The 14,552-nt window shown below is 65.4% G+C and carries 8 protein-coding genes; all 8 read right to left on the bottom strand.

Annotated features, from left to right (window positions below):
* Positions 1-2: 2 nt before the first annotated feature.
* Positions 3-5,021, bottom strand: a complete 5,019-nt coding sequence (gene pks13, locus MTX35_RS15805; RefSeq protein ID WP_243595889.1) for a polyketide synthase Pks13 — start codon at positions 5,019-5,021, stop codon at positions 3-5.
* Between the two features lie 42 nt (positions 5,022-5,063).
* Positions 5,064-6,962 carry a long-chain-fatty-acid--AMP ligase FadD32 gene (fadD32, locus tag MTX35_RS15800; RefSeq protein WP_243595888.1) on the bottom strand — a complete coding sequence of 633 codons (1,899 nt, stop codon included), beginning with the start codon at positions 6,960-6,962 and terminating at the stop codon, positions 5,064-5,066.
* 181 nt (positions 6,963-7,143) lie between these two features.
* Positions 7,144-8,142 carry an LLM class F420-dependent oxidoreductase gene (locus MTX35_RS15795; RefSeq protein ID WP_243595887.1) on the bottom strand — a complete coding sequence of 333 codons (999 nt, stop codon included), beginning with the start codon at positions 8,140-8,142 and terminating at the stop codon, positions 7,144-7,146.
* A gap of 206 nt (positions 8,143-8,348) precedes the next feature.
* Positions 8,349-9,299, bottom strand: coding sequence for a cutinase family protein (locus MTX35_RS15790; RefSeq protein ID WP_243595935.1), 951 nt, complete (start codon positions 9,297-9,299; stop codon positions 8,349-8,351).
* 12 nt (positions 9,300-9,311) lie between these two features.
* A complete protein-coding gene (locus tag MTX35_RS15785) occupies positions 9,312-9,857 on the bottom strand; it encodes a DUF732 domain-containing protein (protein WP_243595886.1) in 546 nt (181 codons plus the stop codon).
* A gap of 82 nt (positions 9,858-9,939) precedes the next feature.
* Entirely contained in the window at positions 9,940-11,748 is a 1,809-nt protein-coding gene (locus tag MTX35_RS15780; RefSeq protein ID WP_374230310.1) for an alpha/beta hydrolase-fold protein, read from the bottom strand.
* A 314-nt stretch (positions 11,749-12,062) separates the two neighbouring features.
* Positions 12,063-13,076 carry an alpha/beta hydrolase family protein gene (locus MTX35_RS15775; RefSeq protein WP_243595884.1) on the bottom strand — a complete coding sequence of 338 codons (1,014 nt, stop codon included), beginning with the start codon at positions 13,074-13,076 and terminating at the stop codon, positions 12,063-12,065.
* A gap of 333 nt (positions 13,077-13,409) precedes the next feature.
* Positions 13,410-14,417, bottom strand: a complete 1,008-nt coding sequence (locus MTX35_RS15770) for an alpha/beta hydrolase family protein (RefSeq protein WP_243595883.1) — start codon at positions 14,415-14,417, stop codon at positions 13,410-13,412.
* Between the last annotated feature and the right edge of the window lie 135 nt (positions 14,418-14,552).

Below are 14,552 nucleotides of genomic sequence, written 5' to 3'. Positions count from 1 at the left end.
ATCTACGCTCCGGTTCTTGCAGACTCGATGTTCTCGAGCGTCTTCGACAAATGGGCCGCAATTTTTCCAATGTACGGCTCGTCGACGACGGCGAGGTGATCGCCTCCGACGTACACGATCTCGAGGTCCTTCACCACCGGTCCCCAACCACCGTGCTCTTCGCGGGTGGCGTACGCAGGCTCGAGAGCGATCGCATCGTCGTGGTACTTGTCGGCCAGGTACAGCGTCACGTGTCCGCCGTACTCCTTGAGCTCGGCCGTCTGGATAGCCCGATTGTCGAGCCACGACGTCCGCTGATGCTCGATGATGCCGCCGGGAATCTTTGCCCCACTGAGCTTGACCAGATCGGTGATGATCCGAATCTGGCCCTCGTCGTCGGAGTCGACCAACTTGTCGTACGGGATCGGGTAGTCGACGTTGTACGTCTTCTTCGCGAACGCCGCGTACCGCTCCCAGCGCTTACGGACTTCGTCCTTGGTATCGGGAATCGCAGTGCCGGGCATGACGGTATCGAGCAGCCCGACGTAGGCGACCTCGATGCCTTCCTCTTCCATCTGACGCGCCACCTCGTAGGCGAGGATGCCGCCGAGCGACCAGCCGACGAACACGTACGGCCCCTCGGGCTGGATCGCCTTGATCAACGGCACGTACTCCGCGGCGCGCACGGCGATGGGGCCTTCGACGCGCTCCAGTCCGTACATCGGCGTGCCTGCAGGCAGCTTCCGCAGCAGCGGCTCGTAGGCGACGGTGGAGCTACCCGCCGAGTGAAACGCGAACACCGGTGTGGCGGTGGATCCTTCGGGCCGAGCACGCAGGTTGCGTACGACGCCGTCGATCTCACCGTCTTCGAGGTGCGGGCGCACCTTGTCGGCCAACTGCTCGATGGTTTCCGAATCCAGCACGTCGTCGAAGGTGATTTCGCCGCCGGCCCGCTCGGTCAGACGGGCGGCCAGCTTCTCGGCCGTCTCGTCGTCGAGGATCGGCAGGGTGTTGAAGATGCCCTTGGCCGATTCCTTCGTCACGACCGCCCACGTCGCGAACGTCATCCGCTCGGCGTTGTCGCGCGGGGGCACATCGGAACCGGCGGCCTCGGCGAACGCTTCCTTGCCGCCCAGGTCGGTCTGCGCTGCGGCGGCCGGAGCCGGTGCAGCGACTGCGGGCGCTTCCTCGGCAACCGGAGCAGTCGCCTGAACCGGTGCAGCCTCGACGGCCGCCTGCTCGGCGGCCTTTTCTGCGGCCTGCTTGTCTGCCAGCGCCTGCACCTCGTCGCGGTTCTCGATCGCGTAGCGCAGGTACTTCTCCACCTCGCGCAGGTTCGCGTCACGCACCGCCTGCAATTGCACTGTGGGGATATCGAATTCGTATTCCACGCGGTTCTTGATGCGCACAGCGCTGAGTGAGTCGAGCCCGAGCTCGATCAGCGGAACCTCGGGTGGCAGGTCCTCGGGCGCATAGCCCATGGACTCCGCGACGATGATGGCCAGTCGGTCTTCGAGCTTCTGATTGCCGTTGGGATCCCAGCGATCACCGAAGGTCTCGACGACCTCCGGCAGTTCCTCCATGGGAGAAGAGGAACGCTCTTCCAGAGCGACAACGGGTTCCGGACGCACATCACCGGACGTGACGACGGCCTCGTGCAGCAGGGTGAAGGCCGAGCCCTCGTGTGCGTGTACCTGGATCGAGGCGCCACCGAGGTGGGAGGTCAACGTGGTGACAACAGTGCCGACCTTCGGTACCGCCGCATGGGACACCGAAACGCCCACTGTCACATCGGAGAACACCTGCGATGCGGCGGCCGTGACCAGTGCATCGAAATCGGCGACGGCCGAGGCCTGGACTTCCCACACGTGACGGCCGTCCGGCAAGGCGACTCGCGCACCGGGAACTCGCGCGTTACCGCTGGAGCTGACCTGCGAGTTGAGCCAGAACTCCTTGCGCAGGTACGCGGTTCGCGGAATCGGCGCGTACGGGCCGGACTCGAACAGGGTCGCCAGTTCCAGTGCGTGTCCGTGGACGTAGAGCTGCGCCAGAGCGGCGAGGAAGGTCTCGGACTCGTCCTCCTTGCGCTTGAGCGTCGGAATCAGAGTCGAATCGGCGACGCCTGCAGCCCATGCCGTGGCCGCCACCGACATCAGCGCGACGGGGTTGGGGGCGAGCTCGACGAACGTCGTGTGGCCATCTCCCACAGCAACATTGACGGCCTGCGTGAACCAGACCGGGTGACGCATACCCTTGGTCCAGTAGTCGACGCCATGGATCGCCGCATGCCCGACGCGATAGTGGGCCTCACGATCGACCGACGAGTAGACCCCGGCAGTGAGTGTGGCGGGTTCGATTCCGGCGAGTTCGGCGGCCAGCTCACCGAGCAGGACGTCGACGGCCGCGGTGTGGCCTGCTCCCTTGACGTCGAGCAGACGGGCCATCTTGCCTGCGGCCTCGGCCATCTCGACGAGGGCCTCGACCTCGGCGCGCGGTCCACCGACGGTGGTGTGCGTCGGTGCGGCGTACACGCAGGGCTCGACATTGGGGAACTGGTCGGTGAGGGTCTTGACCTCGTCCGGGGTGTACTCGACCAGAGCCATGGCACCCTGCGATGCCGGTCCGAGTCCGTCCTGGCCCTCGGCCAGCAGGCGCGAGCGGGCGTAGATGATGCGCACCGCGTCTTCGAGGTTGAGGCCACCGGCAACGTATCCGGCCGCGACCTCGCCCATCGAGTGTCCGATGACGGCCGACGGCTCGGCACCGTGCGCACGAAGCGTTGCGGCCAAGGCGATCTGGATGACGAAGATGGCAACCTGGGAGTTCTCGAACTCGTAGGTCTGCGAGTCGTCGAGGATGATCTCGCGGATGGAGTAGCCGGCCTCGTCGACGACCAGCTCGTCCACCTTGTCCACCTCGGCGGCGAACACGGTGTTGGTGCGGTACAGCCGCGAGGCCATCTTGCGGTGTTGCGAGCCGAAGCCGGAGAACACCCACACCGCGCCGTTGGACGCGGGTGAATCCGCGGAGAACACGCCGGGGCCCGGCTTGCCGGCGGCGATGGCGCGAAGGCCGGCGATGGCCTCGGCTGTGGTGGAGGCGAGAACCACTGCGCGCGAACGCCCGTGGTTGCGTCGGGCCAAGGTGCGGCCCACGTCGACGAGGGGCGTCGTGCTGCCCTCTTCGGTCTCGAGCCAGTCGGCCAGTTCCGATGCGGCGCGCTTACGACGCGACGGCAGAGCCGCGGACACTGCGAGAATTACTGTCTCCGGCACACTTTCGGACTCGGCCAGGATGGTCTCGGCCTCGGCGACCGGGCTGGTCGTCTCGGAATCGAGTTGCTCCTCGTAGATGCCCTCCACCACGGCGGCCTCGGGATCCACTGCAGCGGGGTCGAATTCGGCCGAGGTCTCGCCCGGGACGTACTCGCGCACGACGACGTGCGCGTTGGTGCCACCGAATCCGAAGCCGGAGACTCCTGCGACGGCCTTGCCGGTGTAACGCGGCCAGTCGGTGGCCTCCGGGATCACCTTCAGGTGGGCCTTGTCGAAGTCGATGTACGGGTTGGGGCCCACGTAGTTCAGCGAAGCGGGAAGCTTGTTCTGCTGCATCGCGAGGACGACCTTGATCAAACCTGCTGCGCCTGCGGCAGATTCGAGGTGTCCGAAGTTGGTCTTCGCCGATCCCAGCAGGGCAGGCTTGTCTGCGTCGCGGCCACGGCCGACCACGCGTCCGAGAGCGTCGGCCTCGATCGGGTCACCGAGAATGGTTCCGGTGCCGTGAGCTTCGATGTAGTCCACGCCCGACGGGTTGATACCGGCGTCGCGGTAGGCGAATCGCAGCGCGTCGGCCTGTGCGTCCGGGTTCGGCGCGAGCAGTCCGTTGGAGCGGCCGTCCTGGTTGATCGCGGATCCGGCGATGACGGCGAGCACCTGATCACCGCCACGTTCGGCGTCCTCGAGTCGCTTGAGCACGACGAGTCCACCGCCCTCGGAGCGGATCATGCCGTTCGCGTCGGAGGAGAAGGCCTTGATGCGGCCGTCGGGCGCAAGCACACCCGTCTGACCGAAGCCGACGGTGATGGGCGGAGCGAGCAGCATGTTGACGCCACCGGCAACGGCGAGATCGGATTCGCCGGTACGCAGACTGCGCACCGCCTGGTGCACGGCGACCAGCGACGACGAGCACGCGGTGTCGACGGCGATGGACGGTCCGCGGAAGTCGTAGAAGTAGGAGACGCGGTTGGCGACGATGGCGGTGGAGGTGCCGGTGAGGGCGTACGGGTGCACGGCCGGGTCGCTGACGGCGATGAGCTGGTAGTCGTTCGACGAGCTGCCGATGAACACGCCCACCTGACGGCCCTTGATCGAGCTGGCCGGAATGTGCGCGTGCTCCAACGCTTCCCAGGTCAGTTCCAGCGCGAGCCGCTGCTGCGGATCGACGTTGACGACCTCGTTGGGCGACATCGCGAAGAACTCGGCGTCGAAGGTCTTGACGTCGTCGAGGTAGCCGCCCTTGGTGACCGTCGCCTCGACGGCCGCGGCGATGACGGGATCGGAGGTGAATTCCCGCCAGCGGCCGTCGGGCAGATCGGTGATGCCGTCGCGGCCCTCGATGAGCAGCGACCACATTTCCTCGGGAGTCTGTCCGGTGCCCGGGAAGCGGGACGACAGGCCCACGATCGCGACGTCGTGGGCGTCGCCCGACTGCCCGCCGCTGGTGTAGAACGCGTCGTCGACGGTGCCGACCGGCTCGTCGGGTTCGCCCTCGATGATGATCTTGGCGAGCGAGGCGATGGTGGGGTGCTGGTAGACGACGGTGGCGGTCAGCGTGACCCCCACCAGCTCCTCGATCTCACCGCTCAGTGCGACGGCATCGCGAGAGGACAGACCGAATTCCTCCATCGGACGGTCGTCGGAGATGGCCGACGCCGGTTGCCCGGTCGCGTCCGCAACCCAGTTGCGTAGCCAATCCCGCAGCTGGGCGACCGTGAGGTCCGTCCCGTCGGCACTCTGAATCTTGTCTGTCTCTTGTTCAGCCATTACTCACCAAGCTATGTATCGAAGGAACGGGAGGCCCAGAGATCAGTCGGGCAGTTCTGCGTCCGGGAAGGCCGTCTGCTGGTAACCGCCGCGCAGCGTGCCCTCGATGTATGCGGCCTTGCATGCGCGTCGGGCGATCTTGCCACTCGACGTACGCGGAATGGAGCCGGCCGGAACGAGCAGGACGTCGCGCACGGTGACGCCGTGCCGTGCCGATACTGCCGTGCGTACCTCGTCGGCGATCGGAGCCGGATCTGCTTTACCGGAGCCGGGAGCGCGCTCTGCCACGATGACGAGCTGCTCGGAGCTGTCGTCCGAGTCCTTGGTCAGGGCTGCTCCACTGAACTCGAACACGATGTCGGGGAGCTGGTTGAGCGGGACGGCGAAAGCCGCGACGAAGCCGGGACGCAAGGCCTTACTGGCTTCCTGGGCCGAGAACTCGAGGTCCTGCGGGTAGTGATTGCGGCCGTCGACGATGACGAGGTCCTTGACGCGGCCGGTGATGTAGAGCTCGCCGTCGTGGTAGACGCCGAAGTCGCCGGTACGCATCCAATTGCCCCCCTCGGGAGCACCGTCTGCATGCGAGCCCTCGGCATTGCGGTGGACGAGCTTGTTGTGGAACGTCTCCGAGGTCTCGGTGTCGCGGCCCCAGTAGCCCTTGCCGATGTTCTCGCCGTGCAACCAGATCTCGCCGACGTGCTCGTCCGCGACCTCGGTGGCCGTCTCGGAATCGACGATGGCGGCCCACTGACTGCGGGCGACCGTTCCGGTGGACACCTGTGGGATGGCACCGGGAGCATCGGGGGCGACGACCACGAAGTTGCCCGCATTGAGCTCGACGCGATCGACGTAGACCACCTTGGCCTCGTCGGAGTGCTTGCTGGTGGAGACGAACAGCGTCGCCTCGGCCATGCCGTAGGACGGCTTGATCGCGGACTTCGGCAGACCGTACGGGCCGAACGCCTCGTTGAACTTCTTCATCGACGACGTGGTGACGGGCTCACTGCCGTTGATCAGTCCGATGACGTTGGACAGGTCGAGGGACTCGCCGTTCTTGGGCAGACCACGTTGGGCGGCGTGCTCGAACGCGAAGTTCGGCGCTGCCGCGAAGGTGCCTGCGCCGTCGGAGACTGCGGCGAGTTCCTTGATCCAGCGCCAGGGACGCTGCACGAAGGCGCGCGGGCTCATGATGGTGATGTACTTGCCGCCGAGCGCCGGGAGGATGACGGTGAGCAGGCCCATGTCGTGGAACATCGGCAGCCAGGTGACGCCGCGGGAGTCGTGGTTGATCTCCATGCTGTCGACCATCTGCAGCGCATTGACGCCGACCGCGCGGTGCGTGATCTCGACGCCGGCCGGGGTCCGCGTCGAACCGGACGTGTACTGCAGGTAGGCGATGTCGTCGAGCCCGGCCTTGGGCTCGACCCACGTCTCGCCGACGCTGTCCGGGACGGCGTCGACGGCGATGATCCTGGGGCGTTCCGCGGCGGGCAGTGCACGGAAGAAGGCGCGCACGCCCGCGGCCGAGTTGCTCGCGGTGAGGATGGCGCTCGGCTTGCAGTCTCCGAGGACGGCGTGCAGGCGGTCGGTGTGACCGGGCTCGTCGGGATCGAACAGCGGGACCGCGATGGTGCCCGCGTAGATCGCTCCGAAGAAGGCGATGACGTACTCGAGCCCCTGCGGTGCCAGGATGGCCACTCGATCACCGGGCTGGGTGACCTGCTGGAGGCGAGCAGCGACAGCTTTGAGGCGGGTACCGAACTCGGCCCAGGTCAACTCGTGCGCTTCGCCGTCACGTTCCCGGGAGTAGTCGACGAACCGGTACGCGAGCGTGTCGGAATTCTCTTGCACGTTCACCTCGACGTGGCGGACGAGCGTCTGCCCTTCACCGATGGTGATGTGGCCGTTCTCATCGATGAAATCATCGAACGTGTGGCTCATTACTTCAATCTCCTCCGACACGAATCCGCTGCCACACAGCCTGCGTGACCTGGTCCCGCACCACCGGCTACGTGCATGCAGACACCGAACAGCGTTTTATGTTACTGACTAGTAGCTCTTACGGTGTCGGTTTGGCACCTGGTTTGAAAGGCCAGCTACATGGTACCGACACGCGCCTGCGTCACTCGCCTTTCAGCAAGTCGACAACCGGCGCGAATGCTTCCATTTGAGTAGGGAAAACCCCGACATAGGACATCGTGGTTCGCGCGCGAACGTTACGGATCTGATCGGCGATTTCCTCGTACGTCCCGAATGCGAGGTACGGCGACGAGAGAATGTCCTCGACGGTGAGCTTGACGTCGACGTCCACGTTCGGTGGGTAGCCGTTGTCGAGTGCCGCCAGCGCCATCTCGGCCATCTGCTCACGATCGTCGGTGACGACGATCGTGGTGATCGCCCAGTTCAGTTCGATGTCGTCGAACCGGTCTCCCGCGGCCGCACGGATCAGCTCGACTCGCTCGAGGGTCTTCTCGATGGTCATGCCCGACAGCAGAAGCTTGCCCTCCTTCGAGGTGCTCGGCACCACGGAGATGATGTCGGCGTGCCTGGCCGCCAGCGCGAGCATCTTCGGTCCGCCGCCGCCGATGCAGATGGGAGGACGCGGACCCTGCCGGGGCCGAGGGCTGCCCTTGAGTCCGGTGATCGTGTAGTGCTTGCCCTCGAAGTTGCACTCCTGACCGCGCAACAGCACGTCGAGAATTTCGAGGGTCTCCTCGAGCTTTTCGATGCGCACACCCGGGCGGTCGTACGTGATACCCGCCTTGTCGTACTCCTCACGCATCCAACCGGCACCCAAACCGAGTTCGAGCCGCCCGCCCGAGAGCACATCGATGGTGGCCGCATCCTTGGCCAGCACCGCGGGATGCCGGAAGCCGTTGGCCAGGACTGCCGTGCCGAGCCGGATCTTGTCGGTGGCGACGGCGAGTGCTCCGAGCGCTGCGATGGGACCGACCTGGTTGCCCAGGTGGTCGGGAATCATGAAGCTGTCGTAGCCCAGTTCCTCGGCCTGTTGCGCCAGCTTGATGAACTTCCGAGCCCCGCCCTCCTCGGCATTTCCCTCTCCGCCTGCAGCGAAGCGAAATTTGCGCGGCCCTGCGGTCGCGGCCTCGGCGGAACTCATCTATTGCTCTCCTCGCAAGTGTGCAGCGGTCTGGTTTCGGCGGCGAGAGCAGCCCGGCCGGGGCTGATCTGCGCAGGTCCAAGGCGTCACTCTAGCCGCTGGCCGGAGTCGATCACACCGGCTGGGGGTTTCACGCCTCAGGTTTGTGCCCGGCACCAGATCGCCATGCGTTGCGTTGTGACGTTTCCGTTATAAAGCGTCGTCGCTCACGAATGCGCGGGCATCGGGGCGTTCTCGATCAGTCCGGCGGCCCACGCAGCGGTCCACTGAGTGGCCGTCGTACCGGATCCGTCGACGACGAAACTGTTGTACGACGCATGAACGGGGTTGCCTGCAGCACCGATCAGAATCTGGATGCTCTGCGGAATGTTGCGGAGCGACAATCCATCCGACGGTGACGAGCAGATCAGGTCGCCGGGAGCGCAGATCTGATTGGTCCGGTCGTCGAGAGGACCGAAGCCACCTTCCCGACGCCCCGTCATGGTGATGCCGGGCAGGTCGAGTCCGCCGAGTGCGACCTCGGCACCGACTCCGTCGAGCGGGACGACATCGGTACCGGAGACGCCGTCGCGGCGACCGTCGGCGATGAGGGTGACCCCGAGAACCCGATCGGCGGAGATGGGACCGTTGCCCGCGCCGATGTCGGCCGCAATGTCTCCGGCGATGACCGCGCCCTGGGAGAACCCGGCGAGGACGAAAGTGCTCAACGGGCACCGCGCGCTGACATCGGACATCTTCTGCACGGCGACTGCTTCGCCCTCGGTGCGGCTGTTGTTGTAGGACTGCTGGCCGTCCGGCGGCAGTGCGATGGGGTTCGAGAACTGAGCCACGTACGGCACGGTGTAGACGTCGGCTCGCGAGCCGGGGAACTGCTCCTGCAACGGGCGAGTGACGTTGAGCATCAACGACACCGGATTGGCCGTCGGGTTGTACGGATCGTCGGTGGCCGACGATTCCCACGTACCGGGGATGGCGATGACCTGGACGTCGGGGCAGTCCGCCGGTTGTGACGTCGGCTCCTCGGGCCCCGGCGGCACCGGCGCACCCGGATCCTGCGGCAGCCGTCCGGCAAGCAGGTACCAGAGGGCGACGATGATCAGACCGATGATCGCCGCAACGGCGATCACCGGAAGAATTCTGCGCTTACGCTTGGCCATCACCGTGGATCTCTACGGCCTGCAGTAGGTCGCCTGCGCGGCGGTGATGTAGGTCTGGGCTGTTTCCTGAGCCTGCGTCTCACTCATCTGCGTTCCGGCGGCACTGGCCTCCACGCCGACATTCGCAGTGACGAACGTCGAGATCTCCTCCGCCGCGACGCCCTGGGCCTGCGCGGCGCAGATGTAATTGGCCGTCGACACCGCGATGTCACCGTTGCCCGCCGGGGTGACGCCCTGCTTCTTCAGCTCGTCCAGGAAACTCGTACCGCGGTCGTCGATCTGGCTTTCCGTCGGACCCGGGAAATCGTCCGGAACGGGCTGCGGCTGCTCGGGCGGCGCGGTGGCCGCCTCCCCCGGACTCGTGGTCGGCGCAGCGGTGGTGGTCTCGGCCGCCGACGTCGTCGAACTCGCCTCGGTCGTGGTCTCGGCGGCCGAGGTGGTGCTCGTCGGAGCGCCGGTGGCCGTCGAGTCGTCGCTTCCGCAGGCCACCAGCAGCGAGCTTGCCGCCACAGCCATCACACCGAGCGACAGAGTTCTGGCCAGGGAATTACGCGTCATCGATCGAAATCCTTCGGTCGTCGGGTTCGCAGGCGACAGTACCGCCACGCTCTGAGAGGACTCTGAAGAGTCATGCACTCGACTAGGGCGCGATCGTGGCAACGCCGTCCTTCAGCGTGATGATGCCGAACTGGAAGTTCTGCTGCTTGCCGCCGCCGTCGATATCGAACTGATCGCTGGTGGGGTAGCCCAGTCGGCCGCCCTCGTAGCCGACCGATCCCCAGGCGTCGAAGATCGGGCCGTACGGGGTGGACCAGGCTCCGCTGAGCGGGCTCCAGTAGATGTTGCCCGTCTCGAACTGGTTGAAGCGTCCGCCGTCCCGGATCGGGCCGATCTCGTTGGACTTCGGGAACCCGAGAGGTCCACTCTCCCAACCCAATTCACCGTACTTGCCGAGGATCATGCCCTGCACCGAGTGCACTCCGGCATCGGGCGAGGTGTAGATGGCACCGATCTCGAAGCCCTGCACCGAGCCGGGCTTGTTCGGTGTCTCGACCTCGTCGAGCACCGGGTATCCCAGCGGTCCGCCCTCGTAGCCCTGGGCGGCCCACTCGTCGAGCACTGCGCCCTTGACCACGTGGGCTCCGGTCTGCGGCGTGAAGTAGACCATCCCGTTCTGGAAGGCGTTGAACCGTCCACGACCGTCGGGGGTTCCGATCTCGCCGGTCGTCGGGAAGCCGAGCGCACCCTCGGGGCCCCTGTTGCCCTGATAGATGCCGCCGATGGCACCGGCGACGACCTGCGCACCGGTATCGGGGGTGAAGAAGACCCGGCCGAAGGTGAAGTCCTGAGCACGACCACCGGCAACGTTGTACTCCGCGGTCAGGCACGGGCCGAGCCACGAGTTGGCACCGCTCGCATTGCCGATCAGTCCGGCGGCACTGCACGCGGGCTTGTCGACCTCGACACCGAGTGCGGTGGCGAGCTGCGGCCAGAGCTGGTGCAGCTCGAACTGCCAGTACGGCCACGAGTGCGTGCCCGACGGCCGGTAGTTGACCTGAGCGGGAATGCCGAGCTGATTGAGCTTGGTGGCGAATGTCTGCGAGGTCAATCGCGAGAGGATCTCGAGACCCATGCCTGCGTAGTTGGTGCTCACGCCAGGGATGGGCGACGGCTGATCGTACGGTCCGGCCGATCCGTTGCCGCTGGAGATGTAGAGGCTGACGCCCTCGAGCTTGTCGGCCAACACGTATGGATCGTGCTGTGCCCACAGCGAATTGGACGGTGGCCCCCACATGGCGCTGGAGCTGAAGCCGCCGGCGTCGGTCATCGCGTACTGGATGGCCTGCGGCATACCGAGCGAGGTGGTGCTCAGGATGCCCGAGAGCGAGCCGGCGAACTTGAAGAAACCGGGGTTGCGCGCCGCGAGGAACATCGCGGACGTGCCACCCATCGACAGTCCGACGACTCCGCGACTGTCGGTGCTACGCCAATCGCGTTCCAGGATGGGCGGAAGCTCCTCGGTCAGGAACGTCTCCCACTGGTAGTTCTTGCCGTTGTCCTGATCGACCCAGTCGGAGTAGAAGCTGGACTGGCCGCCGATGGGCAGGACCACGTTGACGTTCTTGTCGGCGAAGTACGACTCGGCGTCGGTCTCGGCCGTCCAGCCGTTCTCCTGATCCGTGGCGCGCAGACCGTCGAGCATGTACACCTGCGGGAACGTGGCCTGCGGGTTGATGTTCCAGTCACGTGCGAGCAGCAGCTGAACCTGAATGGGCGTTCCCATCGACGGCGACTGTATCCACAGCGCGACACGACGATCGGAGAGCCAATCCACCGATGTGACGGTGGCACCGGATGTCTGCGTATAGGCGGGCCCGGCGAGCGCTACCGGGGCCGTCCGGGCGACGGGGGCCGCGGAGGCAACCGTCGTCGTCGCGAAGGGGATCATCAGCGCGGAAGCGACGGTCAGTGCTGCCGCCGCTCGTCGAGCCCGTGTGCCGGCCGATGGCGTCCGACCGAACCGAACAAGCTCAGTGCGCATGATGGTGACTCTCTTTCGACGTGACTTTCGAAGGTCTCCTATCGAGACATGCTTCGTATGTCTTTCTACACGTGCGCGCTGCCGACGACCTGCAGACGCGCTGTGACTGGTGGTGCAATTGTGAACTGGGGCGAGGATGGCGATCACGGCCGAGACCGAGAAATGCCGCCCGGCGCACAGACGCAGGGCGGCATTTCTCGAAGATCACGTGTCGATCGGTGTCAGGCGTTGAGCGCGTCCAGGATCTGGGTGCGAGCCTTCCACAGCTCGGCTCCCCAGTACGGCCATGCATGGATGCCGTTGGACGGGAAGCTGTACGTGGCCGGGATGCCCAGAGTGTTCATCCGGATCTGGAACGCACGGGTGTTGGCGAGCGACAGAGCTTCGAGAGCCATGCCGTTGGCCGTGTTGTAGAAATCGATCGGCGCGGCCGGACGATCGAACTCGCCGGGCAGACCGCTGGCTGCCGAGATGTACAGGGACATGCCCTCGAGTCGCGGCGCGAAGACGAACGGGTCGTTGCGCAGCCACGCCGGGTTCCACGGCGGTCCCCACATGGAGTCGACGTTGAAGCGACCTGCGTCGAGCATCGCAACGCGGATGGCCTCACGCATGCCGGGTGCCGAGATGTTGAGGTAGCCCGAGAGCGAACCGGCGAACTTGAACTGATCGCGGTGGTACGCGGCCAGCGTCAGAGCGGCCGAACCACCCATCGACAGTCCGAGGACGCCGTTGTTGCTGCGCGAGACTCCGTAGTTCTCGAGGAATGCGGGCAATTCCTCGGTCAGGAACGTCTCCCACTTGTAGGTGACTTCCTGGCCGTTGAAGTTCGACGAGGTGTACCAGTCGCTGTAGAAGCTGGATTGACCGCCGACGGGCATGACCAGGGTCACGTCGTCGTTGGCGAACTGATCCTGAGCGTTGGTCTCGAACGTCCATGCATTGCGATCGTCGCGTGCGCGCAGACCGTCGAGCAGGTAGAGAGCAGCGTTTCCGCCGCGAGCGGCCCACTGGACCTGAACCTTGATGGGGCCCATCTCGGACGGGACGATCAGGTCTTCACGGCCACCGGCCGGGGCCTGATGCGCGATGGGAGCGGGCGCTGCGGCAGCGACGGTTCCACCGACGACACCGGCTGCGATGGGAAGTACGAGCGCTGCGGCACCGACGCCGAGCAGGCGCTGACGCCAGCGTGAGGACGCCTTCGGAGTTCTACTGAGGCCGGCAAATCGCATGAATCGTGCTCTCTCTCATCTACGCGGTCTCCGCTCTCGTAGCGGCCCCCGGCAATCGAACAGGGCGAACTGGTGGCCCCGTGAGGCCGAGTGAAGCTGGATCTCGGAAAAGCTGAGGTTCTGCTGTGAGAACAGGCGAACCGCTCGATGGAGGTTATTCCATCGAGCGGTTCCAAGGCAAAACTGTGATCAGCGTCCCAGTTTCACTTCGTCGTATCTCCGGAACAGGAGACTATCCTGCGTGGTCCCTGCTGAACAGCCCTGAAAAGTCGTGAAATCTCACTACGGGCCGAAAAACAGGCGACGCGACCGAATGTTCCGTGACCGGGTTGCCTATCCGATATTGGCGCTCAGATCCGGTGCCATGACCCGAATCTGCTCGCCCCAGTAGCCCCACTGGTGGGTGCCGACGGGCGGGAAGGCGTAGGTGACGTTGTTGGCGCCGATACTGGCCATCCGGATCTGGAAGGCCCGGCTGTTGGCCAACGCGATGGCCTCGAGGCCCATGCCGTTGGCGGTGTTGTAGTAGTCGATGAAGCTCTGCGGGCGATCGAGTCCACCGGGCAGACCGCTACCTGCGAACACCCACACGCGGGTGCCGTTGTCGCGCAGACGAGGCGCGAAGACGAACGGGTCGTTGCGCAGCCACGCCGGATCCCACGGCGGTCCCCACATCGCGTCGATGTTGTAGCGACCGGAGTCGAGCAACGCCAGACGCATCGCTTCACGCATACCGGGAGCCGAGATGTTCAGGTAACCGGACAGCGAGCCCGCATAGCTGAACTGGTCGGGGTGGTACGCGGCCAGCGTCAGCGCAGCCGAGCCACCCATGGAGATACCGATGACGCCGTTGCGGTTGGGGTTGAAGCCCCAGTTGGCGCGCAGGTTCTCACGCAGGTTCTGCGTCAGGAAGGTTTCCCACTTGTACGTGGTCCGCTGGCCGTTGAAGTTCGACGGTGCGTACCAGTCGGAGTAGAAGCTGGACTGTCCACCGACCGGCTGAACCACGTTGATGTTGTAACCGGCGAGCACGGCACCGGCGTCGGTCTCGTGCTCCCAGCCGGAGATGTCGGAGGTGGCCCGCAACCCGTCGAGGAGGTAGACCACGCGGTCGGTGTTGCCGTCCGCGGCGCGCCAGACGCGACTCTTGATCGGACCCATGGACGAGTCCGTCCAGACGTCGATGGCATTGCCGTCGAAGGCCGCGTTGGCAGTTGCGCCACCGCCGGCTACAGCCAATCCCAGTGGGAGGACCACCGCCATGAGCATGGACGTGGCGGCGCGACGTCCCCAGGACCCCCGTTGCTTGTCCTCGGACCGGCTCTTCCTTCTACCCAGCATGCACTCGACCTCTCAGCTGCTTCGTCGTCACATCGGTTACGCAATCAACGCTTGATCTCGCAAGTTCGTCATGTGTGCGCCCGACCCCAGGGTCTGGCGCATACATATCCTCCGCACTTATCGCACGAAGTACGT

This window comes from Rhodococcus sp. ARC_M12 (assembly GCF_022810385.1).
Classification (GTDB): Bacteria; Actinomycetota; Actinomycetes; order Mycobacteriales; family Mycobacteriaceae; genus Rhodococcoides; species Rhodococcoides navarretei.
Note: the sequence above shows the minus strand (reverse complement) of the source record. Positions and strands in the feature narration are given on the sequence as shown.